The sequence below is a fragment of the Devosia sp. UYZn731 genome (assembly GCF_040546795.1).
GTDB lineage: Bacteria > Pseudomonadota > Alphaproteobacteria > Rhizobiales > Devosiaceae > Devosia.
Genome location: NZ_JBEPOL010000004.1, coordinates 26,903 through 49,422, shown reverse-complemented (window position 1 = coordinate 49,422; position 22,520 = coordinate 26,903). Strand labels below are relative to the sequence as shown.

At 62.7% G+C, this 22,520-nt stretch carries 28 protein-coding genes; 13 read left to right on the top strand and 15 right to left on the bottom strand.

Going from position 1 to position 22,520, the window contains the following annotated elements:
- Positions 1-47: 47 nt before the first annotated feature.
- The gene (puuE, locus tag ABIB57_RS10790; RefSeq protein ID WP_354040696.1) at positions 48-1,463 is read left to right on the top strand and encodes an allantoinase PuuE; all 1,416 of its coding nucleotides are present in this window, start codon (positions 48-50) and stop codon (positions 1,461-1,463) included.
- Between the two features lie 62 nt (positions 1,464-1,525).
- Here the strand turns inward: puuE and ABIB57_RS10785 are convergent, their stop codons facing one another.
- From ABIB57_RS10785 to ABIB57_RS10775, 3 genes are all read right to left on the bottom strand, one after another.
- The gene (locus ABIB57_RS10785) at positions 1,526-1,675 is read right to left on the bottom strand and encodes a hypothetical protein (RefSeq protein ID WP_354040694.1); all 150 of its coding nucleotides are present in this window, start codon (positions 1,673-1,675) and stop codon (positions 1,526-1,528) included.
- Between the two features lie 73 nt (positions 1,676-1,748).
- Positions 1,749-2,111, bottom strand: coding sequence for a VOC family protein (locus ABIB57_RS10780; protein WP_354040693.1), 363 nt, complete (start codon positions 2,109-2,111; stop codon positions 1,749-1,751).
- 16 nt (positions 2,112-2,127) lie between these two features.
- A complete protein-coding gene (locus ABIB57_RS10775) occupies positions 2,128-2,580 on the bottom strand; it encodes an SRPBCC family protein (RefSeq protein WP_354040691.1) in 453 nt (150 codons plus the stop codon).
- Positions 2,581-2,630: 50 nt separating this feature from the next.
- On the opposite strand from ABIB57_RS10775, the gene ABIB57_RS10770 reads away from it, so the two are divergent.
- The 5 genes from ABIB57_RS10770 (at position 2,631) to ABIB57_RS10750 (ending at position 5,884) form a co-directional block, all read left to right on the top strand.
- Positions 2,631-2,960 (top strand): ArsR/SmtB family transcription factor, encoded by a 330-nt coding sequence (locus tag ABIB57_RS10770; RefSeq protein ID WP_354040689.1) that lies wholly within the window; start codon positions 2,631-2,633, stop codon positions 2,958-2,960.
- 72 nt (positions 2,961-3,032) lie between these two features.
- On the top strand, positions 3,033-3,866 hold the full coding sequence (locus tag ABIB57_RS10765) for a bifunctional allantoicase/(S)-ureidoglycine aminohydrolase (RefSeq protein ID WP_354040687.1): 834 nt from the start codon (positions 3,033-3,035) through the stop codon (positions 3,864-3,866).
- The gene (locus tag ABIB57_RS10760; RefSeq protein WP_354040685.1) at positions 3,863-4,354 is read left to right on the top strand and encodes an ureidoglycolate lyase; all 492 of its coding nucleotides are present in this window, start codon (positions 3,863-3,865) and stop codon (positions 4,352-4,354) included. The genes ABIB57_RS10765 and ABIB57_RS10760 overlap by 4 nt, the downstream gene beginning before the upstream one ends.
- A 106-nt stretch (positions 4,355-4,460) precedes the next feature.
- Entirely contained in the window at positions 4,461-5,252 is a 792-nt protein-coding gene (locus ABIB57_RS10755; RefSeq protein WP_354040684.1) for an META domain-containing protein, read from the top strand.
- Between the two features lie 8 nt (positions 5,253-5,260).
- Positions 5,261-5,884: a nucleoside deaminase gene (locus ABIB57_RS10750; protein ID WP_354040682.1), complete on the top strand. Its 624-nt coding sequence runs from the start codon at positions 5,261-5,263 to the stop codon at positions 5,882-5,884.
- 139 nt (positions 5,885-6,023) lie between these two features.
- Here ABIB57_RS10750 and ABIB57_RS10745 read toward each other — a convergent pair whose 3' ends face one another.
- Entirely contained in the window at positions 6,024-6,356 is a 333-nt protein-coding gene (locus tag ABIB57_RS10745; protein WP_354040680.1) for a hypothetical protein, read from the bottom strand.
- On the opposite strand from ABIB57_RS10745, the gene otsB reads away from it, so the two are divergent.
- Positions 6,339-7,124, top strand: a complete 786-nt coding sequence (gene otsB, locus ABIB57_RS10740; RefSeq protein ID WP_354040678.1) for a trehalose-phosphatase — start codon at positions 6,339-6,341, stop codon at positions 7,122-7,124. The two genes, ABIB57_RS10745 and otsB, sit on opposite strands and share 18 nt — an antisense overlap.
- Positions 7,125-7,142: 18 nt before the next feature.
- A complete protein-coding gene (locus tag ABIB57_RS10735; protein ID WP_354040677.1) occupies positions 7,143-8,558 on the top strand; it encodes an alpha,alpha-trehalose-phosphate synthase (UDP-forming) in 1,416 nt (471 codons plus the stop codon).
- A gap of 91 nt (positions 8,559-8,649) precedes the next feature.
- On the opposite strand, the gene ABIB57_RS10730 is transcribed toward ABIB57_RS10735, so the two are convergent.
- The 6 genes from ABIB57_RS10730 to ABIB57_RS10705 all read right to left on the bottom strand — a co-directional run bounded on the left by ABIB57_RS10730 (position 8,650) and on the right by ABIB57_RS10705 (position 14,965).
- Entirely contained in the window at positions 8,650-9,540 is an 891-nt protein-coding gene (locus ABIB57_RS10730) for a 2-dehydropantoate 2-reductase (protein WP_354040676.1), read from the bottom strand.
- A gap of 61 nt (positions 9,541-9,601) precedes the next feature.
- Positions 9,602-11,083 (bottom strand): DEAD/DEAH box helicase, encoded by a 1,482-nt coding sequence (locus ABIB57_RS10725; protein WP_354041348.1) that lies wholly within the window; start codon positions 11,081-11,083, stop codon positions 9,602-9,604.
- A gap of 1,062 nt (positions 11,084-12,145) precedes the next feature.
- A complete protein-coding gene (locus ABIB57_RS10720; protein WP_354040675.1) occupies positions 12,146-12,769 on the bottom strand; it encodes a hypothetical protein in 624 nt (207 codons plus the stop codon).
- 101 nt (positions 12,770-12,870) lie between these two features.
- Positions 12,871-13,662, bottom strand: coding sequence for a molybdopterin-dependent oxidoreductase (locus ABIB57_RS10715; protein WP_354040674.1), 792 nt, complete (start codon positions 13,660-13,662; stop codon positions 12,871-12,873).
- Positions 13,659-14,507, bottom strand: a complete 849-nt coding sequence (locus tag ABIB57_RS10710; RefSeq protein WP_354040673.1) for a cytochrome b/b6 domain-containing protein — start codon at positions 14,505-14,507, stop codon at positions 13,659-13,661. Before ABIB57_RS10710 ends, ABIB57_RS10715 begins: the two co-directional genes overlap by 4 nt.
- A 92-nt stretch (positions 14,508-14,599) precedes the next feature.
- Complete coding sequence (locus tag ABIB57_RS10705; RefSeq protein WP_354040671.1) at positions 14,600-14,965, bottom strand: hypothetical protein; 366 nt, start codon at positions 14,963-14,965, stop codon at positions 14,600-14,602.
- Between the two features lie 201 nt (positions 14,966-15,166).
- On the opposite strand from ABIB57_RS10705, the gene ABIB57_RS10700 reads away from it, so the two are divergent.
- Together ABIB57_RS10700 and ABIB57_RS10695 are read left to right on the top strand one after the other, a co-directional pair.
- On the top strand, positions 15,167-15,697 hold the full coding sequence (locus ABIB57_RS10700) for a sigma-70 family RNA polymerase sigma factor (protein ID WP_354041346.1): 531 nt from the start codon (positions 15,167-15,169) through the stop codon (positions 15,695-15,697).
- Positions 15,687-16,325, top strand: coding sequence for an NrsF family protein (locus ABIB57_RS10695; protein ID WP_354040669.1), 639 nt, complete (start codon positions 15,687-15,689; stop codon positions 16,323-16,325). The genes ABIB57_RS10700 and ABIB57_RS10695 overlap by 11 nt, the downstream gene beginning before the upstream one ends.
- On the opposite strand, the gene ABIB57_RS10690 is transcribed toward ABIB57_RS10695, so the two are convergent.
- Together ABIB57_RS10690 and ABIB57_RS10685 are read right to left on the bottom strand one after the other, a co-directional pair.
- On the bottom strand, positions 16,314-16,970 hold the full coding sequence (locus ABIB57_RS10690; protein ID WP_354040667.1) for a ThuA domain-containing protein: 657 nt from the start codon (positions 16,968-16,970) through the stop codon (positions 16,314-16,316). The two genes, ABIB57_RS10695 and ABIB57_RS10690, sit on opposite strands and share 12 nt — an antisense overlap.
- A 66-nt stretch (positions 16,971-17,036) precedes the next feature.
- The gene (locus tag ABIB57_RS10685) at positions 17,037-17,516 is read right to left on the bottom strand and encodes a GtrA family protein (protein WP_354040666.1); all 480 of its coding nucleotides are present in this window, start codon (positions 17,514-17,516) and stop codon (positions 17,037-17,039) included.
- A gap of 265 nt (positions 17,517-17,781) precedes the next feature.
- Between ABIB57_RS10685 and ABIB57_RS10680 the strand changes: the two genes are divergently transcribed.
- Positions 17,782-19,389, top strand: a complete 1,608-nt coding sequence (locus ABIB57_RS10680) for a bifunctional metallophosphatase/5'-nucleotidase (protein WP_354040665.1) — start codon at positions 17,782-17,784, stop codon at positions 19,387-19,389.
- Between the two features lie 56 nt (positions 19,390-19,445).
- On the opposite strand, the gene ABIB57_RS10675 is transcribed toward ABIB57_RS10680, so the two are convergent.
- Complete coding sequence (locus ABIB57_RS10675; RefSeq protein ID WP_354040663.1) at positions 19,446-19,910, bottom strand: VOC family protein; 465 nt, start codon at positions 19,908-19,910, stop codon at positions 19,446-19,448.
- Between the two features lie 68 nt (positions 19,911-19,978).
- Here ABIB57_RS10675 and soxR point away from each other — a divergent pair, with 68 nt between their 5' ends.
- Positions 19,979-20,422: a redox-sensitive transcriptional activator SoxR gene (soxR, locus tag ABIB57_RS10670; RefSeq protein ID WP_354040662.1), complete on the top strand. Its 444-nt coding sequence runs from the start codon at positions 19,979-19,981 to the stop codon at positions 20,420-20,422.
- On the opposite strand, the gene ABIB57_RS10665 is transcribed toward soxR, so the two are convergent.
- Positions 20,419-20,670, bottom strand: coding sequence for a GlsB/YeaQ/YmgE family stress response membrane protein (locus ABIB57_RS10665; RefSeq protein WP_354040661.1), 252 nt, complete (start codon positions 20,668-20,670; stop codon positions 20,419-20,421). The two genes, soxR and ABIB57_RS10665, sit on opposite strands and share 4 nt — an antisense overlap.
- Before the next feature lie 179 nt (positions 20,671-20,849).
- On the opposite strand from ABIB57_RS10665, the gene ABIB57_RS10660 reads away from it, so the two are divergent.
- On the top strand, positions 20,850-21,182 hold the full coding sequence (locus ABIB57_RS10660) for a DMT family transporter (protein WP_354040660.1): 333 nt from the start codon (positions 20,850-20,852) through the stop codon (positions 21,180-21,182).
- A 62-nt stretch (positions 21,183-21,244) separates the two neighbouring features.
- Here ABIB57_RS10660 and ABIB57_RS10655 read toward each other — a convergent pair whose 3' ends face one another.
- The gene (locus ABIB57_RS10655; protein WP_354040658.1) at positions 21,245-22,291 is read right to left on the bottom strand and encodes a Gfo/Idh/MocA family protein; all 1,047 of its coding nucleotides are present in this window, start codon (positions 22,289-22,291) and stop codon (positions 21,245-21,247) included.
- Between the last annotated feature and the right edge of the window lie 229 nt (positions 22,292-22,520).

Genomic DNA, 22,520 nt, shown 5'->3' with positions numbered 1-22,520 from the left:
GCGACCCCAACGCGTAGACTTGGCGCGAACTGCAAGCGAGACAAAAAATGCGTTATCCCCGCGACATGGTTGGCTATGGCCCTAACCCACCGCAGGCCAACTGGCCCGGCGGCGCCCACGTGGCCGTGCAATTCGTGCTGAACTACGAAGAGGGCGGGGAAAACAATATCCTGCATGGCGATTCGGGGTCCGAAGCGTTCCTCGCCGACGTGGTGGGAGCGGCGCCGTGGCCCGGGCAGCGGCATTGGAACATCGAGTCGATGTACGAATACGGCGCCCGCGCGGGATTTTGGCGGCTGCACCGGCTGTTCACCGAGCGGAAACTGCCGCTGACCATTTACGGTGTCGCCACGGCGCTGATGCGCGCGCCCAACCAGTTGGCGGCGATGCAGGAGGCCGGCTGGGAAATTGCCAGCCACGGCTACAAATGGGTCGAACACAAGGACATGCCGCCCGAAGTGGAGCGTGAGCAGATTGCCGAGGCAGTTCGGCTGCACGCTATCGCAACGGGGTCGCGCCCCACCGGTTGGTATACGGGCCGCTGTTCGCTCAACACAGTAGATCTAGTGTCGGAGGAAGGCGGGTTCGAATATGTGTCGGACACCTATGACGACGACCTGCCCTATTGGCGCGTTCATCACGGCCGCCCGCAACTGATCATCCCCTATACGCTCAGCGCCAACGACATGCGCTTCGTCACAGCGTCGGGCTTCAGCAATGGTGAGGACTACTTCCAGTTCCTCAAGGACAGCTTCGATTGCCTCTATGCCGAGGGCAAGGCGGGCAGTCCCAAGATGATGTCCATCGGGCTGCATTGCCGTCTGGTCGGCCAGCCGGGCCGCATGATGGGCTTGCAGAAATTCCTCGATTACATCGCCGGGCACGATAAGGTGTGGGTGCCCACCCGCATCGATATCGCGCGCCATTGGGCCAGGGAGCATCCCTATCAGGCGCCGGCGCTGGTCCCCTCGCAGCTCGAAAAAGCCGAATTCGTGGACATGTTCGGCTCGATTTTCGAGCATTCGCACTGGATCGCCGAGCGCGCCTGGAGCGGTGAGCTGGGACCATCCAACGACACCGCCATCGGCCTGCATTTCGCGCTGCGCACGCAATTCCGCTTGGCCAGCACCGAGGAACGCTTCGCCGTGCTGCGCGCCCATCCGGACCTCGCCGGCAAGCTGGCCGCCGCCAAGAGGCTGACCGAGGCCTCAGCCGCCGAGCAGGCCTCAGCGGGGCTCGATGCGCTGACCGACGACGAGCGCGAGGCATTTACCCGCCTCAACACGGCCTATGTGGAGAAATTCGGTTTCCCGTTCATCATCGCGGTCAAGGACAACACCAAGGCGTCGATCCTGGCAGCGTTCGAGACGCGGTTGGGCAATGACGCGGAACAGGAATTCGTCACCGCCTGCGCGCAGGTGGAGCGGATCGCACTACTACGGGTGCAGGGATTATTGGGGTAATTTTCGCCCACGCGCGCTCACTCCGGCGCGAGCCGGGGTGACAGCCGAGGCACGAGCGGGCTTCAGCCGAAAAACGCGGCGCTGTCCTTGGCTTCGCCATCGTCGCCGTCCTCGATCAGGCCGAAGACGAAGGCAAAGATGGCAAGCCATGGCAGGTGGTGTTTCACCCAACTGTGCGGCGCGAATTCATGATGGGTCTGGTACTCATACATACCATTATCATGCCAGCCAAATCTTACGGATTCGGTAACGCTAACGGACACTTAATCGCCGTCGCCGTCCGCCTCACCAGGCATCGGGCCGGCGCACCATGTGCACGATGCCAGCCGGATTGAAGAACCATCCGCCCGCAAAACCCTCCGGCAATTGTTCGATGGCGTCGTCGCGTATCATGCCAGCGGCCGACAGATGCTGCGCCGTGGCGCCAAAATCGGGCGTGAACAGTTCCAGCCAGACTTCGGCCCGGGAATAGCCGGCGGCCTTGTCGATCCAGAGCCGGTTGGAGCCATAGACAAAGCCCATTTCCTCGGGTCGTTCGGCGACCCGGTTGAGCTTGAGCACATCACGATAGAAGGCCACCGTAGCGTCGTATTGATGGGCGGGCACCTTCATCGCGATATTGATGCCGCCACTGATTTCCGTATCCATCGGCTTTCTTCCGAACCTATTTGTAAAATCCCGCACGCAGATTGATGCCGTGCTCGGTATAGGCTTTGAGCGCGCACAACATGCCGGTCCAGCCTTCGCAATTGCCAAAAGACGCCTTGAGCGAGGCGGCGTTTTCATGCCAGCCGGCTTCCGAGATGCGCACCAGAGTGCGCCCGTCATCCAGCGCCTCGAAACTCATGGTGGTGGTCGTCTGGTAGGTTGGTCCGCCATCCGACGCTGCGTCCCAGTGCAGCACGATTTCCTTATCCTTGACCACGCGCTCAACCCTCACCGGAAAGGCACCGGGGAAATCCGCGAAGTCCCAGGTGACCGTGGCGCCGCTTTCCAGCCGCCCCACCGCGCCACCGGTGGTGAAATAACCGGACAATTGCTTGGGATCGGCCACCGCCTCGAACACCTCGGAAACCGGCTTGGCGATGCGGCCGCTCACGCTGAATTCATAGGCCATTTTCATCTCCTCTTCTTGACTGCCATCAGCATATGTTATAGATTTATAACATGTCAACCGAAGACGAAAACGATGCGACTTTCAAGGCACTGAGCCACCGCTCGCGCCGTCATGTGCTGGACTTGCTCAAGAGCGAGCCGCGCACGACCGGCATGCTGTGCGAGCTGCTGCCGGAGCTGGATCGCTGCACGGTGATGCAGCATCTCAATGTGCTGGAGGCGGCCGGGCTGATCGTGGTGGAGCGCCGTGGCCGCGAACGCTGGAACCACCTCGATGCGCTGCCGATCCACGCCATCCACGAGCGCTGGATCGGTCCCTACGCCGCCTATGCGAGCAGCATGTTGAGCAAGCTCAAGCGCCTGGTGGAAACCCCGAACTAGTTCAGGTTTGGCCTTGGCCTCAAGCCACTGAAGGCCCTAGTGTTGGGGAAAGATTCCCGGACCCGAAGAGCAATGGCCAATCCCTTCTACGCAACCCCCAGCGCTGGCCTGCCGCCGCAGACTGCGCTCCATGCCGGGCGCGCCGTGTTCACCGAGGCCTATGCGGTTATCCCGCATGGCGTCATGCGCGACATCGTCACCAGCTATCTGCCCCATTGGACGCAAACGCGGGCCTGGGTCATCGCGCGGCCGCTATCGGGGTTTTCCGAGACCTTTTCGCAATACATCATGGAAGTGTCCCCCGGCGGCGGCAGCGCGCAGCCGGAGCCGGACCAGAGTGCCGAAGGCGTGCTCTTCGTGGTCGATGGGCAGGTCAGCCTGACCGTGGACGGCGCAGCGCATTTGCTCAAGCCCGGCGGCTATGCCTTCTTGCCGCCCGGCTGCGTCTGGTCGTTGTTCAACAAGGGCACCGAGCCAGTGAAATTTCACTGGGTGCGCAAGCGCTATGAGGCGGTCGAGGGCATCGAGATGCCACCCGCCTTCGTGACCAATGAGCAGGATCAGCCGATCCGCTGGATGCCGGGCACCGACGATCGCTGGGGCACCACCCGCTTTGTCGATCCGCAGGACGTACGCCACGACATGCACGTCAATATCGTGACCCTCGAGCCCGGCGCCTCGATCCCCTTCGAGGAAACTCACGTCATGGAGCACGGGCTCTATGTGCTGGAGGGCAAGGCAGTCTACCGGCTCAACCGCGACTGGGTCGAGGTCGAGGCCGGCGACTTCATGTGGCTGCGCGCCTTCTGCCCGCAGGCCTGCTATGCGGGCGGGCCGGGCCGGTTCCGTTACCTGCTTTACAAGGACGTCAACCGCCATATGAAGCTGGGCGGCGTTCTCAAGTGAGTACCATTTTGATCGAGCCACTGACCGCGCAAGCTTTCGCTCCGTTCGGGCAGGTCATCGAAATGGCGGGCGCCAACCATTATCCGATCAATGGCGGCATGACCGAGCGCTATCACGATCTCGCCCGGGTCGAGCTTGGTGGCGTGCATGCACGACCGCTGATCTCGATCTTTCGCGGCCAGCCTTATGAATTGCCGCTGACCCTTAAGCTGGTCGAGCGGCATCCCCTGGGTAGTCAGGCATTCTATCCGCTGTCGGACCGCCCGTTCCTAGTGGTCGCGGCGGAGGATGTGTCGGGCGTACCCGCTACGCCACGGGCGTTTCTCACCGGGCCGGGCCAGGGCGTCAATATTGCGATGAACACTTGGCACGGGGTTTTGACGGCGCTGGAAGCGGCTTCAGATTTCCTGGTTGTGGACCGTGGCGGCGATGGCAACAACCTCGAAGAATACAGTTTTCCGATGCCCTACCTCGTCCGGCGCGCTTGAGCGCCTTTACCTTGCGCGGTGAATATTCGGTCGCGTCTCTCGAAAACCTGGGCACTTTGCTCTAGTTTGGGCGTTCTCCGAAGACGGACGGCGGCAGGAGTGAGCCATGTTTTCGCGTAAACTCTGGACGATTGGCGCAATACTGCTGGCAATCATCGTAACCGCGGGTCCGACCTTGGCGGCCGATCAGATCACCTTTACCGGCGACGTCACCTATCGCGAACGGATCGCCCTGCCCCCTGACGCCGACCTGACCGTTACGCTGGTATCGGTCGACGCGGACGGCGTGCCCCATGCCATCGGCGCCACCGCGCCGATCGAAGCCAGAGGCCAGGTGCCGCTGCACTTCGTGCTCAATGTGCGCAGCGATGCCATCACCGATGAGCCGACCTATGGCCTGATCGCCGAAATTCGGGCTAGCGGCGTTCCACTGTTCCGTAACCGGGATCCGGTGCCGGTCGATCCCGCGCTGCCGCTGCCGACGATGATCATCGTCAATTTCGATCCCCAGCCACCACCACCCGCGCCCGGGTCGGTGCCGGTCAACGGCGAACTCGAAGTCACCCCGGCCTTGTTCGACACCATCTGGCAGGTCCGCAACATCAATGGACATGCGGTGCATGAAGCGACCGAGGTGTCGCTCTCCATCGCGTCGGACCGTCGCGCCGGCGGCAATGGCGGCTGCAACAGCTATTTCACCGAGGCCATGTTCGATGGCCCCGCCTTGCGGTTCGGCCCGGTCGCGGGCACGCGCATGGCCTGCGACATGCCGGTCATGCGGCAGGAAGCCGACTATTTTGCCGCGCTGGAAGCCACCGCCAGCTATGAGCTGGCAGACCACACACTGTATCTGCTCGATGCCGAAGGAAATCCGGTTGTGCGGCTGGTACGGCAATAGGGAACCAGATGGACACCGCATCACTGATTTCGCGGCTGCTCGACGTCATCGAAACCGATATCGCGCCGGTAACCCGCAAGGGCGTGGCGCGCGGCAACAAACTGTTCGGGGCGGCCATCCTGCGCAAGTCCGACCTGTCGGTGGCGGTGGCAGAAACCAATAACGAAATCGAAAACCCCCTCTGGCATGGCGAAATGCATGCCATTAAGCGCTTCTTTGAGCTGCCCGGGGATAAGCGGCCCGATGTGAAGGACTGCCTGTTCCTCGCCACGCACGAGCCCTGCTCGTTATGCCTGTCGGGGATCACCTGGTCGGGGTTCGACAATTTCTACTATCTGTTCAGCCACGAGGACAGCCGCGACAGCTTTGCGATCCCCTATGACATCCAGATCCTAAAGGCGGTCTATGCCGTGGCGGACCCCGAGACCGGCTCGGTTTCGCCTGATCGGCCGCTCTACAACCGGGCCAATCAATATTGGACCAGCCACAATATCGTGCAGATGATCGCCGGCCTCGACCGCGGTCATAAGGAGGAACTGGTGGCCCGCGTCGACGACCTCAACGCGCTCTATGCCGACCTGTCCGCGGCCTATCAGCAGGACAAGGGCAGCAAGGGCATTCCGCTGGCGTAGCGCTTATTCGTGCAGCGTGATCGGCGCCGTCACGGCGCTGCCGGGGCTTTCGGCCAGCGAAGCGGCGAAGGTCAGCATGCTCATGGCCAGCACGAACAGCACGGTAAGAAAAACTTGCGTCACTTGGATATCCCCCAGTTTAGCGATGAGCGACATCGATGCTGATGGCGGCCTTCAGCTTGAAGGCGCCGGCCTGGCTTTGCTCCGGCACGACTCCGGCGAAGAACAGGTTGAAAATGAGCCCGATCAGGGCTGTGAACAGCATCGGCGGCATTTGATTTCGGTCTCGAATTGCGGTGTTGACGCCGTGATAGCGCCCGCCATTTGAATGGCCCGCCAATGCCGCATTTATCTTTCGTTCATTTGTCCCGCCTGGCGCATGGCTGCCATGGGCGAACCATTGTGCCGTTGGGACGTTGAGCGTGCAGAGTTCGGCTAACCAAAGGCCTAATCCATGTCCAACATCGATCATGCTGCCGCGGCCCACGTCGCGGCGACCCGCTTGGCAATCTTCACCGACTTCGACGGCACCCTGGTGGAAATCGCCGATACGCCTGACGACATCGATGTTCCCGATTCTTTGCCTCGAGCACTCGAACGCGCGGCGCGGGAACTCGACAGCGCCTTTGCGGTGCTGACCGGGCGCGAAATCGAGGACATCGACCGCTACTTGTCGCCCCTAATCCTGCCGGTGGCGGGAGCACACGGTACTCAACGCCGTCGCGCAGACGGTACGGTGGAAGGCCCTGATACCGCGTCCACCATCGGCGCCGAGGAAATTGCCCATGCGGTCGAGCCGTTGGTGCAGGCCCATGCGGGCCTCTTGATGGAGGCCAAGGATGGCGCGGTCGCGCTGCATTTCCGCCAGGCGCCGGAGCTTGAGGCCATGTGCCGCCTGGCCATGGAGGAGGCCATCGGCGGCGTCCCGGACTTCACCCTTGTGCCCGGCAAGATGGTATTCGAAGCCCGGCCGCGTGGGGTGACCAAGGGCTCGGCGCTGCGCGCCTTCATGACCGAGGAGCCGTTTATCGGCCGTACGCCCATCTTCATCGGCGACGACACCACCGACGAGGATGGCTTCATCGCCGCCCAGGAACTGGGTGGCATCGGCATCAAGCTGGGCGATGGCGAAACTGCCGCACGGATGCGTATCGCCAATGTGGCCTCGGTCCACGCGCTGCTGCGTGGGCTTGGCGACATCGCGGCGCGCGACCGGCTCGCCGAAGAACAGACGCATTAGGTTCGCTTGGGGGCAAGCATGAATAGGCTGATTATCGTTTCGAACCGCACGCCGGGACGCGACCCGGCGGCGGGGGGCTTGGCCGTCGCCCTGCGCAAGACCTTGGCCGAACGCGAGGGCTTCTGGTTTGGCTGGTCGGGCAAGCTGACGGAAAAACCATCGGTTGATGCCGTGTTCGAGGACATTGACGGGCTCAGCGTCGGCAAGATCGACCTGACCCGCGAAGATCACCACGCCTATTATGCGGGCTTTTCCAACTCGATCCTGTGGCCGAGTTTTCACCTGCGGCTCGACCTCGCGACCATTGAGGCGCCCTGGTACGAAGCCTATCGGCGGGTAAACACACAATTCGCGAAGGCACTGCTGCCGCATTTGCAGCCCGACGACGTGATCTGGGTGCACGATTATCACCTGATCCCGCTGGCGACCGAACTGCGTCATCTGGGCGCCCGCAACCGGATCGGCTTTTATCTGCACATCCCCTTCCCCACGACCGATGCGCTCTATGCTATCCCGCACCACAATGAGCTGATGCGCGACCTGTCGCGCTACAATCTCGTTGGACTGCAGGCCCAGCGCGATGTGGCGGCGTTCAACGATTTCGCCGATCACCAATCGCCGTCCTCGCTCGCGGATGGTCCGCTTGAGGCTGTGGACTTTTCCCAGACCGAAATCGCGGTCTTCCCGATCGGTTCCGATCCCGACGCCTTTGCCAAGCTGTCCACCAGCCCGGCGGCGAACAAGATGGTCAAGCGCATGCAGCGGGCGATGGACGATCAGCGCCTGATCCTGGGTGTAGACCGGCTCGACTATTCCAAGGGCCTGCCGCAGCGCGTCGAAGCCTATGAGAAGTTGTTGGCCAACAATCCTCAATTCCGGCGGCTGGTGCATTTGCTGCAGGTGGCGCCGCCGTCGCGCGACAGCATCAAGGAATATCAGGAGACCAGCGATACGCTGGACGCCATGTGCGGCCACGTCATGGGGCGCTTCGCCGAACCCGACTGGGCGCCGCTGACCTATGTGAAGCGCGCGTATGGGCAACCGAGCCTGGCGGGGCTGTACCGGCTTGCGCGGGTGGGGTTGGTGACGCCGCTGCGCGATGGGATGAATCTCGTAGCGCACGAATATGTCGCCTCGCAGAACCCGGTCGATCCGGGTGTCCTGGTGCTGTCGCGTTTTGCCGGGGCGGCCGAGATTTTTCCCGAGGCCCTGCTGGTCAATCCCTTCGATACCGATGAAACCGCCGAAGCCCTGCGGCTGGCGCTGGAAATGGGGCTCGATGAACGCCAGGAGCGCTGGCATGCACTGATGGACGCGGCGCGCCTCTACAGTGTGGACAATTGGGCGTCGAGCTATCTGGCGCGGCTGAGCCCGGATGCGCAACAGGGCTCGGGACCGTTGCGGGATGTTTTGTATCTCGCCTCGGTTGCTTAAGCTACGCCCAGACGGCCCTTCCGCGAAGGGAGATAGGGAGCGGATGTCCCATCGCCCTTCCCGGTGGGTGTGGCATATCTTGGCCTGACCCCTACGCCGTCACCCAGGGACTGCCCGAGGCCCCGAGCAGCGTCACCAGCAATGCGTTCATCGGCGTCGGAATGCCGTGCTGCTTGCCCAGCCGCACGATGACGCCGTTGCGGGCATCGATCTCCATTTGATGCCCTGCAAGGCGATCGGCATGGATTGAGCCGGCAGACGAGCCTTCAGGAGCGTTGCGGAAACGCTCGATGGCGTCGTCGATGACGCTGGCGGGGACTTGGGCGCCCTCGGCGCGACCGACCGTAGCGCATTCTTCGAGCAGTCCCCGCATGATCGCCTCCAGCTCTTCGCTCCAGACCGGGCCAGTAGCCCGCAAGGTCAGGGCGGGAACGATGGTCCCGCAATTGCCGGTTAGCTTGATCCAGATTTGCGAGACGAAGTCGGCGTCGGCCGTTGCGGCAACTTTCGTATTGGCGAATAGAGCGACGAAATCCTCACCATTGCGGCCCGCCGGCACGGACATGAAGCCGTCGCGATGTTGCACGATGCGGCCCGGCGCACTGCGCGCGGCGGGCAGGTTAATCATCACCGGGACGATCCGTTCGGCGGGGACGAGATGGGCGAAGAGCTTGACGTGCTCGACGCCATTCTGGACGATGGCGACGCGGGTATGGGGGCCAACCAGCCGGTCCAGCCAGACCTTTGTGGCCTCCACGTCATAGGTCTTGGTGCAGACCAGCACCCAATCCATGGCCACCGCATCGGCCGGGTCGGTCAGCACCAGCGGCGATGCGGTCAACGTGCCGTCGGGGGTCTCCACATGCAGACCGGAAAAAGGCGTGCGGGCGCAGAGCGTGATGCTGAGTGCAGGGTCCTGGGCCAGCCATGCGGCGAGAGTGCCGCCGATGGCACCGGGTCCGATTATCGCAACGCTGGTCATGCTGGCTCCGAAAACAGAAAGGGCGGCAATAATGCCGCCCTTCTTAGTCGATGAGGATAACTTAGGCTACGCGACCGCGCTGGCGATCGGCATTGGAGCGGCCATTATCGCGGGCCGCATCCTTCTGGGTCTTGCCCCAGCGCTGCTTTGGCTTGGCGGCTGGCTTGGCGCCAATGGGCTTGCCGGTTTCCAGATCGCGGCGCACGCGATTGACCTGAGAATCAGGCAGCGCAGCGCGCGGCGCCTCGGCGGCAGGACGGGTGCGAGCGGGCTTCGGCGGCGCTTCCTTGCCAAATTCGGCGAAGGGGCGACGTTCGGCAGGCGCGCGACGGTCGGCTGGCGGGGCGGCCTTGGGGTTACGCGAATTGCGCGGACCCGGACGGCCCGAGGCCGGCTTGTAGGCCGAACGCGGCGCTTCGATCACGCCCGTGCTGTTGGCGAGGCTCAGGTCACCCGTATAGGGCAAGGTGCGGCGGATCAGGCGTTCCACGTCTCGCAGCTTGCCGCGCTCGGTGCCGTCACACAGCGTGATGGCAATGCCCGAAGCGCCATTGCGGCCGGTACGACCAATGCGGTGGACATAGTTTTCCGGATCGTCGGGCAACTCGTAGTTGACCACGTGGGTGATGCCGGGAACGTCGATGCCGCGCGCCGCGATATCGGTGGCGACGAGGATGCGCACGTCACCCGACGCAAAGCCCTTGAGCGCGCCCTGACGGGCGTTCTGGGACTTGTTGCCGTGGATGGCCGAGGCCTTGTGACCGTCGATTTCGAGGTTCTTGGCAACGCGATCGGCGCCGTGCTTGGTGCGGGCGAAAATGATGACCCGCTCCATGCCTTCCTTTTCGTCGGCCAGCAGCTCATTGAGCACGCCACGCTTGGCCTTGGCGCCGGACAGGATCACGCGCTGGTCGATCTTGACCACGGTGGAGCCGGCAACCTGGGCATCGACGCGAACGGGATCGCTCAGCAGCGTCTTGGCGAGGTCAGCCACTTCAGGGGCCATGGTGGCCGAGAACAGCATGGTCTGGCGCTTCATGCCGATGGCCTTGACGATGTGACGCACCGGGGCGATGAAGCCCATGTCGAGCATGCGGTCGGCTTCGTCGAGCACCAGCCAGCGGGTTTCGCCGAGCTTGATCTTGCCGTCGTCCATCAAATCCTTGAGGCGGCCTGGGGTGGCGACAACAATGTCGACGCCCTTGGCGATGCGCTGAACCTGATGGTAGCGCGACACGCCGCCGAGCACGAGCACGGTGGACAGGCCCATCTTGGAGCCGGCGAACTTGCGGATGGCCTCGTCGATCTGGACAGCCAGTTCGCGCGTCGGGGCAAGAATGAGAGCGCGGGTGGTCATCGGCCGCGGACGGCCGGTGAGGGTGAGCAGGCCAGCCAGGATCGGCAGGCCGAAGGCTGCGGTCTTGCCGGAGCCGGTCTGGGCAATGCCCATGAGATCCTTGCCGGCCAGCAGGTGCGGAATGGCCTGGGACTGGATCTTGGTCGGCTCGGTAAAGCCGTTCGCCGTGAGGCTATCGGTGAGCATTGACGGCAGGCCGAGGGAGATAAAATCGGACAAAGTGTATTCTTTCGGTTCGTGCGTCACATGACGCGTGTCCTGCGCGCAGAACCAAAGCAGCGCACAGAACGCCAGCGGCTGAGCCGGTGGCGGTTACAACAGGGGCATCGGCGATAAAAAGGGAGATATCGCGCGGGTGCTGGCTCAAGCCTGAAGCATGCTTCAGGTTGACTTCGCCGCTCACCGCTTAGGTCGATAAGAAGAGAAGTCCGTCACATCAGGCTGGCACCATCGGGACCCTTACGGTCCCATGTGCCGGTGACGATGGGGGTGATATGGGCGAAGACGGTTGAAATAGCAAGTTTAATCGGGATCGGGTGGCGCATGGGAGGTGTGCGTGCAGATGGTTCGGACAGGCCAGAACGCCCGCACAGCCCGAAGGGCTCACGGTTTTGCAAGGACTGCGGCATGCGGCGAGACGCGCCTCATGGTTTTGGTAGTAAGCGAGACAGCGTCTCGCCGCATGCGATGGGGTTTCTGGCCGCCCGAACGTGGCCTCCATTGTTTCAGGAGACGAACGTCGCACTGGCCCAGGGATCGCGCGACCGCATTCCCCTCCCACCAAACTCCCCACGGCCGTTCGTCGCGAACCCGCAGCCATTGTGGAGATATCGGGGGTGAGGATAGCGCGGGTTTTGGGGGTGTGGAGAAGGGGGATAAGGGCAAAAATTCGGGGCAAGGGATGCTCACACCGCACTCGGCCTTCCCGCGGGCTTGACCCGCGGGGCACTGTCAGGTCGCACTGAATTCGGTAGGGTGGCGAGAGGCCCGCGGGTCAAGCCCGCGGGAAGGGCGGTGGGGGACTAGATCGAGGCCAGCCATGTGGCGCGGAGTGGCGTTGGTTTCAGCTGGCTCCACTCTCGCGGAGATTTCCCCCCACCCTGGCCAGCCGTTCGGGCATGGCCCTCATGGCCTTCTTGTCTCAAATCGCTCCACTGGAGCGATTTGCCCTTCGGGACGCCGCGAAGCCCCTCAAGGGGGAGGGGACGATGGAGCCGAGGGGTCGGTGGCCCGGATGCAGGCCAAAGATCACATCGGCGGGACAACGCCCTTGGTGCCGACGACTACGGTTTTGGCGGAAATGGTGCCGTCAGCGGCCACCTGGGAGGGGATGAACACCACCGCCCCGGGCACCAGGTCCGCCTTGGTCGCGGGGGCGAACGTGACGATTGGCGTGACTTCGGGAATGTCGATGGTTTTCTCGTTGCCCTGGTAGGTGACCTTGACGGAGTGGCCATCGTCAGAGGTGACCACGTTGGCGACGGTCGCGTTGGTCATGGTGCTGCCCGGCTGCAAGTCCCAGACGGAGCTGCCCTCTCCGGCGCCCTTCAGCGCGGCGGGGAAAATCAGCACCTCCAGCGCGCCGTCGCTGCCGTCGGCATTGGGCAGCGAGGCAATGCCCACATAGTCCCCGGTCTTGATATCGGCGGCTGAGGCAGCCGCAACGCTCGATATCGCCCAGCCCTCGGGCAGCACGATGGTCTTGTCCTGGCCCTCGCGGGTCTTGATGACAAGGGTCGAGCCCTCAAAACTCGTGATCGTGCCGCGCAACCGCACGCTTTCGGCGGCCTGTGCCGCCACGTTGAAGGAAACGATAGCCGTGCTCGCCAGCGCCAGCAGGCCAATGGCCTGGGAAATGCTTGCCAATTTCATGATGTCATCCTCGTTCGATCGCTGTGGCCGAGACTCTATCCCCCTCGGCGAGGGCGCGGAAAAAACACTTGTTGATGGAACCAGACGCCGAGTGCTCGCAGCTAAATCCCGCCATACCAATCGTAGCCGGTGTCTTCCCAATAGCCGCCCTTGCCCTTGCCGAAGGGCGAGAGGTCATCGACCAGCTCTATGGTGTGCAGGTATTTCGGCTGCTTGTAGCCCAGCGCCCGCTCGATGCGGAGGCGGATGGGCGCACCATTGGAGACCGGCAGCACTGCGTCGTTGAGCCCGTAGCTCAGGATCGATTGAGGATGATAGGCGTCGATCAGGTCAGAGCTGGTATAGTAGATGATGTCGCCCGACAGCGTCTTCTGGATATTGTCGTAGCAGTGATAGACGGCGAATTTTGCCTGCGGCTTGACCTTGGCCATATCCAGGATCGGTCCGAGCGGCGTGCCGGTCCATTTGGCGATGCAGCTCCAGCCCTCGACGCAATCGTGGCGGGTGATCTGGCTGCGGGCTGGCATATTGCGCAGTTCGTCGAGCGAGAAGCTGACTTCCTGCTCCACCATGCCGGTCACCTTAAGCTTGTAATCGGCGAAATTATTGGCCTTGAGGGCGAGATAATCCGGCGTGGTCGGATCGGTCGAACCATTGGGGCGCTGGCCTTGGCGGATTTCGCTGGGTGCATATTCGCGTGCCAGCGTTTGCGCGCCGATCAGGCGGCGCTGCACCTGATAAGTCATCACATTGGCCTGTTCGAGGATTTTGCGAACCTGCCCGTCGCGCTCGCCCACAAAGTCGAACTGATCGCAACCCGCCAGGATCAGCGATGAAGCAGCAGTGGCGCCGAGGCCGAGGAGGCCGCGCCGGGTGAGCTGGATGCCGCTCATGGCTTGTCTCCTTCATTGATTGGGGTGCCGGGACTGGCGCGATACCAGCCGGTAATCATCGAGCGCAGTTCGTTAAACGGGTTGGCGATGAGCACCATGATGATGTGGACGACGAAGAACAGCACCAACAGGCTCATGGTGACGAAGTGGATTGTACGCGCGGTCTGGCGGCCCTGGAAAATATCCAGCAGCCATGGGAACGCGGAATCCATTCCCGGCGACATGGTCAGCCCGGTAGCGATAATCAGCGGGAACAGGATGAAGAACACCCCGAAATAGGCCACCTTCTGCAGCGGCGTATAGGAGCGGCCGTGGTGAAACCGCAGCGTGGCGTGATCGACGATGTCCTTGGGCAGACCGGTGACGTCCTTAGGCTTGACGATGATGTCGCGCCAGATGTGGCGGTTGAAAAAGCTGGCGAGAAACCAGACGAAGATCGCGGCGACAAAAACCCATCCGAAGAAGAAATGCACCACCCGGCCGGTGCCGAGATCACGATAGGACGGAATCGTCGCGGCGCCCGGAAAGCCCTGGAATTGCGGACGGTCTGCCGAACCGCTCATGCCGAATACGCCGGTGGTATCGAACTGGTGGCCCAGCACCGTGGTGCGGCCGCGCGGGCCGGCATCGGTATTGACCGCCGACATCGACAGCACTGCATTATCGAATTCGAAGCCCGATTGCTGGCCGACATAGAGCGAAGGGTGGGCATTGAAAATTTGCAAGCCGCTGAGCAGCAGGAAGAACAGGCTGATCGCCCAGATCCAGTGGGTGACGCGGGTCCAGATCGATTGGCGATAGATCAGCGGGCCCTTGATGGCCGGCACTGCCGTCTGCTCGCTCATGATATTTTCCCCTCGGACGCGCCGGCCGCTCCACGCCGCCGTCCAGGAAGGAACGGTATAGCGCGGCGCGGCCGGCGGATATCACTTAAATGTTACTTCTTGACTGGCGCCATTGCATCAGCGGGTGCCATCGCATCAGCCGCAGGGGCCATAGCGTCGGCAGGCTTCATTGCATCGGCCGGGGCCATCGCGTCGCCATTATGCATAGCGTGGCAAGCTTCCATCGCGGCCTTGTCGGTGCCGGCCTTGTCGAGGCAGGCCTTGAGTTCTTCGGGGGTCATCGGTGCCATCGCGGCGCCGGGCGCCATGGCATCTGCGGGAGCCATTGCGTCGGCGGCCGGGGCCATAGCGCCGGCAGCGGGTGCCATGGCGTCTTCGGCAAAGGCGGCAGGCGCGGCGGAGAGGGCCATCAGCAGGGCCAGGGTGGGGAGCGAGGCGATGTGGAGATTGAAGCGCATGATTGTTTTCCTGATCTCGACCACGCCCCTTTGACGTGGATCATGCTCTCCATTCGCGGCTCGCACATCAGCGGTTACCCGCACACGCGCTCGTGATCGAAAAATATCGCCATGGCCTTTTGCATGAACGCCGATGTAACCTTTGCGCAGGTGAGGACGAATGGCAGGCTGATGGTCGAGACGGACACCATAGAAACGCGGTTGCGAGCGCTGATGCTCGCAGCGCTGGATGGCGATGCCGCGGCCTATCGCACGCTGCTGGCCGAATTGAGCCGGCACCTGCGACCCTATTTCACCCGGCGGCTGCACGCCGCCCACTCATCCCACGCGGAGGATCTGGTGCAAGAGACTTTGCTGGCGGTCCATACACGCCGCATGACCTATGACCGCGACCGGCCGTTCACGGCCTGGCTGCATGCGGTTGCGCACCACAAATTCGTCGACCACATCCGCCGCCACGCCATTCGCCCCACCGTGCAGCTCGATGACGACGCGCCGATTTTCGCGCGCGACGAGAGCGAAGACACGGCGGCGCGCATGGATATCGAGACCGTTTTGCAAACGGTGTCGCCACGCACCGGCGCACTAATCCGGCAGGTCAGGGTCGAGGGCGCGTCCATTGCCGAGGCCGCCAAGACGGTCGGCATGACCGAAACCGCCGCCAAGGTGTCGATCCATCGCGGGCTCAAGGCCCTTACCGCCCGCTTTTCGGGAGGCCGCGATGACCGATGATCTGATCGCCAGATTGAGCATGGACCTGCGCCCGGTGCGGCGCGGCGTGATGTGGCAATTGCTGATCGGCGCGCTGGTTGCCGGCGGCATCGTCGCGGCGATCGCCATGTATATGATGCTGGGCCTGCGCGAGGACATCGCCACGGCGCCCACCACCATGATGTTCTGGACCAAGTCTTTTTACACGTTTGCCCTGGCGGTATTGGGATTCTGCGCCACCATCGTGCTGGCGCGCCCCGATGGAAGAACGCGCTGGCCCTGGATTGTCGCGCTTGGGCTGGCTGTGCTGCTGGGCGTGGGCGCGGTAGCGCAACTGATGATCATGCCGGCGGACCAGACCATGCACCTGGTCGTGGGTGGCTCGTCGCTGGTTTGCCCGTGGTACATTGTAGGCTTGTCGCTGCCGGTCCTTGCCGGCGTGATGCTGGTGCTGCGCCGCATGGCGCCGGCCAATGCAACGCTTGCCGGCTTCGCTGCCGGCCTCTTCGCCGGCGGCGCCGGGGCCTGGGTCTATTCGTTCCACTGCGGCGAAAACGGCATGATGTTCCTCATGCTCTGGTACACGCTGGGCATTCTGGTGGTTGCCGCCCTCGGCGCGCTGATCGGCCGTTTCGCGCTACGCTGGTAGTTCTTCGCGGGCGGCCCAATTCAGCCCCCGCCGCAGGATGGTCGCCATTTCGGGCACCTCGAATTCCCTGACCTGATGGCCCAGCGTCGAGTGAAACACCCTCCCCTGCCCGTGGCGGCGCTTCCATACCACCGGCATGATCACGCCCTCGATCCAGGGCGCGTGCTCGCCCGAAAATGTCGTCGTCGCCAACACCTCGTTGGAGGGGTCGACATGCATGTAATATTGCTCGGACGTGTAGGGGAAGCTCTTGAGGCCGGCCATGATCGGGTCGTCTGGCCTGGTGATATCGACGGTGTAATCGACGATATTGCCGGGGTGCTGCACCCACTGCCCGCCCACCATGAACTGGTAGTCGACCGCATCACGGAAGGCGTCGCTCATGCCGCCATGATGGCCCGCCAAGCCGACGCCGTTTTGCACGGCGCGGGTCAGGTTCTCGACCTCGTCCTTCTGAATCGTGCCCATGGAAAAGATCGGAATGATCAGCGACAGATCATGGATCGAGGGGTCGGCGAAGGCCGACGTTTCGGTGGCCATGCGCACGGAAAACCCGTCTTCGTGCAGCCAGCGGCGGTAGATCGCCGCGCATTCTTCGGGGTCATGCCCCGCCCAGCCACCATAAACGATCAATGCACTGCGCATGCCCAAATCCCCGCAAATCAACGCGGCGGAGCTTATCGCAAAGTGGCGGTTTTGGAACCCGAGGCGTTATTCGTGGGCAATCGGCCGCAACTGGAACAGAGTGACTGGCGCGTGTTGGGCGAAGGCCCAGCCGCGCAGCACCACGAAATTGAGCCCCGAAGTCAGGGCGATCACCAGCGTGGCGGCGACCACCGAAGTCATGCCCAAAAGGCCATAGACCACGAAGGAGAACAGCGTCACCAGCGCCACTGCCATCAACTGCACGCCGATATAGCGAGGCAGCGCATGGCTGTGCGGCAGCTCGGACTGGAAGGAAAAGCGGCGATGGGCGAGATAGACCGGCCCAATCAGTGCCGTATAGCACAGCGCGTTGACCCAGGAGCTTTCGGCCCCCGTCACCTGGCTGGCAAGGCTCGACAGCGCCACAAACCCCGCTGCGCCTGCTGCGCCGATGGCGACGAAAGCCGCCAACTGGCCCATGACCGAAGGCCCTTCGACCGGCATCGGCGTGGGATTCGGCATCATGCTGAACAAGGCTGCGCTCACGACATTTCCCCACACACCAAGCCATCGATGCAGCTATCCTAGGCAGGCGCACTTGCCGCAATGCTTACGGTTGCATGGCCAGGATGCAATGTTGGTCGCGATGGTTGAGAAAGGCTGAACTGGCGGTTGACCCGGAGCCGCGGATTTTGACCGGCCGGTCCACTTTCCCATGTCATAAATTACTGGTTAACTCATGCCTCGTCGCGGCCCCGTGGCCGATGCTTGCCGAAGGACTTCACGACATAAAACCAAAAGGATGACAGGGATGAAAAAATTACTCCTCGGCGCCACGGCGCTGACCATGATGGCCGGCTTTTCCGGCGCGGCTTACGCCGATTTCACGCTCAATATCCTGCACATCAACGATTTCCACTCGCGCTTCGACCCCATTACCGGCACCGACAGCGACTGCAATGCAGAAACCGACGCCAAGGGCGAATGCTTTGGCGGCATCGCGCGGCTGAAGACCGAAATCGACGCCAAGCGCGCGCAATTCAAGGATGGCAATTCCCTGCTGATCTCGGCCGGCGACAACTTTCAGGGCTCGCTCTACTACACCACCTACAAATCCAAGGTTGTCTCGGACTTCTTCAACCAGATGGGCTTTGACGTCGTTGCCACTGGCAACCACGAATTCGACGACGGCCCGGCCGAATTCTCCAAATTCATCGCTGCGGCCAAATTCCCCATCATCGGCGGTAATTTCGACGTTTCCCGTTCGCCCGACCTGCGCGGCAAGATCAAGGGCTCGATCGTCCTCGAGGTTGGCGGGCAAAAGATCGGCATCATCGGCGCGACCACTGAAGACACCCCCGACATTTCCTCGCCCGGCGACGATGTCGAGTTCACCGACGTGATCCAGTATGTGCGCGGCGCATCCGAAGCGCTCGATGCTGCCGGCGTCGACAAGATCATCCTACTCAGCCATATCGGCTATCCGATGGACCAGCAGGTCGCGGCGGCTTTGCCGCTGGTCGACGTGATCGTGGGCGGGCATACCCATACGCTGCTGTCCAACACCGACGAGAAGGCCGCTGGCCCCTACCCCACCATGGTCAAAAATCCCGATGGGGTCGAAGTGCCGATCGTGACGGCCAACCAGTATGGCAAATATCTGGGCGATATCGCGGTGACCTGGGATGACAACGGCGTCGTCACCAAGGCCGAGGGCGCCCCGTTCCTGATCGACGCCTCGGTCAAGGGCGATACCGATTTCGCCACGCAGTTGACCGCTTTGGCCGGCCCGATCAAGGAAGCCATGGGCGTCGTCATCGGCAGCGCCACGGCTGCCATCGACGGCTCGCGCGAAACCTGCCGGGCGCAGGAATGCGCCATGGGTAACCTCTTGGCCGATGCCATCCTCGACCGCGCAAGCGGCCAGGGCGCGACCATCGCCTTCCAGAATGGCGGCGGCGTGCGCGCCTCGATTGATGCGGGCGACATCACCAAGGGCGAAGTCATCACCGTGCTGCCGTTCTCCAACACATTGGCAACAGTGCAGGTTTCGGGCGCCGACGTTATCGAAGCGCTGGAAAACGGCGTCAGCGACGTCGAAAACGGTGCGGGGCGCTTCGCCCAGGTGGCGGGGCTGAAATATTCGTTCAGCCTGGCAAAGCCGGCCGGTGAACGCGTCAGCGACGTCATGGTGCTCGTCGGCGGCGACGCATGGGCGCCGATCGACGAGGACGCCACCTATACCGTGGTCACCAACAACTACGTTCGTGGCGGCGGCGACGGCTATGGCACCTTTGCCGAAGGCGAAAACGCCTATGACTTCGGCCCGCCGCTGGAAGAAGTCGTTGCCGACTATATCGCCAAGCAGGGCGGCAGCTACACGCCCCATGTCGACGGGCGGATTACCGAGATCAAGTGATCGGTGGATTGACCTGCACTGCCGAGGGCGCCCAGTGGGCGCCCTTTTTGTTGGGGCTATCGCGCCAGCCAGGCCGAATACGGCCCGATGCCGAAGGCGTCATCCGCCGCCTCATCCAGTATGGCAATGAACTCGATGGAATGGCCGTCCGGGTCGGCGAAATATTGCGAGACGGCCGGCATCCAGCTCAAGACCACCGGCTCGGATGACGGCTCGCCGTGAAAGCCGAGCGGCGCGACGCCATGTGCCTGCAGGGCTGCGGCCGAGGCCAGAACGCCCGCGACGGTCATGCGAAGGGCGATGTGCAGGTGCATGCGCAATGGACCGCTGCCGGTCTCCCACAGGCCCAGCATGCTGGTTTTCTTGTCGTTGATCCAGAAGAAGGCGATGCGGCGCTCGGCGAACGTCTTGGCGAGTTCGAGGCCGACAACGTCGCGGTAGAAGGCAATCGAGCGGGTAAGATCGGCGACGGTGAGGTGAGTTTCGTAGAGCCCATCGATATGGGGCATGCTGGTCGTCATCTGTCGTCCCTTTCCAAGAGTTGGATGCGGGTCTACAACCTCAACATTACTTGAGGTCAAGAGCGGCGATGGCGAAAGAATTGACGGTTGGGCAGGTGGCGGAGCGGGCCGGCGTGGCGGTGTCGGCGCTACATTTTTACGAAGCCAAGGGGCTGATCCAAAGCCACCGCACGGCCGGCAACCAGCGACGCTATGGCATGGATGTGCTGCGGCGGATCGCGATCATCCGCGTGGCGCAAGAATTGGGGATTTCACTGGCCGAAGTCGGCACAGCGTTCGCTGGCCTGCCCGAGGGGCGGCCGCTATCGCGCGAGGATTGGGAGGCGATGTCCAGGCGCTGGGCGGCGGGGCTGGACGCGCGGATTGCGCAATTACAACGCCTGCGTAGCGGCATGGCCGACTGCATCGGCTGCGGCTGCCTGTCGATCGACCGCTGCGGCTTGTTGAACTGGGAGGACAAGCTGGCGGCGCATGGTCCGGGCCCGCGCCGCCTGCTCGGCGATGTCGATTAGGTCCGGCGGGCGAGCTGGTTCCAGCCGAGCAGGATGATCACCGCGCCCACAATGGCGCCGATGAAATTGGCGCCATCAGTGGGCCCATACCAGCCGACCCGCTGCCCCAGCCAGGTGGCGACCACGGCGCCCACAATGCCGAGCACGGTGGTGAGAATGAAGCCGCGCGGATGATGATTGCCCGGCGTGACCCAGCGGGCGATCAGACCTGCGAGGAAACCGATAATGATGGTGCCAAGAATGCTCATGTGACGCTCCAATTGTTGGGGCATAAGTCGGAACCCAGAGCCCCGGTTGCAAGAGGCGCTGTAACAGCGGTGCCATGATTGCATGGCAGGGAGTTGCCCTGCCCGATCACGCGGAATTGAGCGTGACGCGAGGCTTTTTGGGTGATTTAGGGCAGTCCGGATCAACCGGAGCAATTGCTATGACCAATTATCTGTTTCTCGCCATCGCGATTGTCAGCGAGGTGATTGCGACCAGTGCACTCAAGGCGGCCGAAGGCTTCACCCAGCTTGTCCCCAGCATCATTGTGGCGGTCGGATATGCGTCGGCGTTCTATTTCCTGTCGCTGACGCTCAAAACCATTCCGGTCGGCATTGCCTACGCCACCTGGTCCGGCGTGGGCATCGTTCTGGTCTCGCTGGTTGGCCTGCTGTTCCTCGGCCAAAAGATCGACCTGGCCGGCATCGTGGGCATGGCCATGATCGTCGGCGGCGTACTGATCGTGAACCTGGTGTCCAAGACCGGCGGCCACTGAACATCCTCGCGCCAATAAAAAGGCCCGCCGAAGCGGGGCCTTTCAAACTCAAACGCCCGCCCTTACGCCACCTTGTGTTCGGTGTGGTCGCGGTCGGTGACCGTGGCCAGGTCCAGAACTTTCTGGATGTTCGTCGCATGCCGGAACGAGGGCTCAAGGTTGACACCGCTGCGCACGGCCTCGACGAAGCGCATGTAATTTGTCGGGACGGGGTCGCATTCGACTTCGGTCCAGGTGCCGGTTTCGGCGTCCGCACCGAGGCATGTCCGCAGCTTGCTCCAGTCGTGCCGGTGCTGGATTTCGACCGACCCAAGTTCACCATAGATGCGCAGGCGCAGTTCGTTGAAATGGCCGGTGGCCCAACGGGTGGCGTGGATAACGCCGAGCGCGCCGTTTTGCATCTGCGCCGTCATGGCAAAGCTGTCATTGGCGTCGAGATCGTATTCGCCAATCTTGTTGTTCTCGGCCTTCTCGAAGGTTTCCAGCCGGCAGAATACCTTGGCGTAATCGCTGCAGGCGCCATAGGCGGCAAAATCGAGGATGTGCACGCCGATATCGCCGAGCACGCCATTGGAGCCGTGGCTCTTGGAGAGGCGCCACAGCCACTGCGACTCCGTGCGCCAATCGCCCCAGGCCTTGGAGACCAGCCAGCTTTGCAGGTAGCTCGCCTCGAAATGCTTGACCTTGCCGACCTGGCCGGAGGCGACGATCTCGCGGGCTTTCTGCAACTGCGCGACATTGCGATAGGTCAGGTTGACCATGTTGATGAGGCCCAGCCGTTCGGCCGTCTCGGTCATCTCCATGGCCTTCTGGTGATCGGTCGCCAGCGGCTTTTCGCAGAACACGTGCTTGCCGCCATGGAGCGCCGCCATGGTGGTGGCGTGGTGCACGCTATCGGGCGTCACATTGGCGATGGCGTCGAATTCGCCCCAAGCCAGGGCCGCATCGAGCGAGCCGAAGCCGCGCGGAATATTGTGGGTGGCGCAGAACGCCTCGACCCGGGCGGGATCGACGTCGACGCCGCCGACCAGCGTCACGCCTTCAATGGCGGCAAAGTGTTTGGCATGCTGGTTGGCCATGCCTCCGGTACCCAGAATGAGCAGCCGCATTCTTTTATTCCTTCTCGACCACGCTAGTGGTCAGTTCATCGTTTGCCTGCCGGTCCGGCGGCTCATTTGCTTGGTTATGTGGCACCCAGGATATGTCGAGGTCCAGGTCAGGCTGAGCCGAAAATGGTGGTCTTCGAGAACCGGAGCGGAGCGTACTCAAGTACGTGAGCACCGGAAGCGGAGAAGACCGCCATTTGCAGACCAGCCTCACCTGGAAGTCGGCGTATCC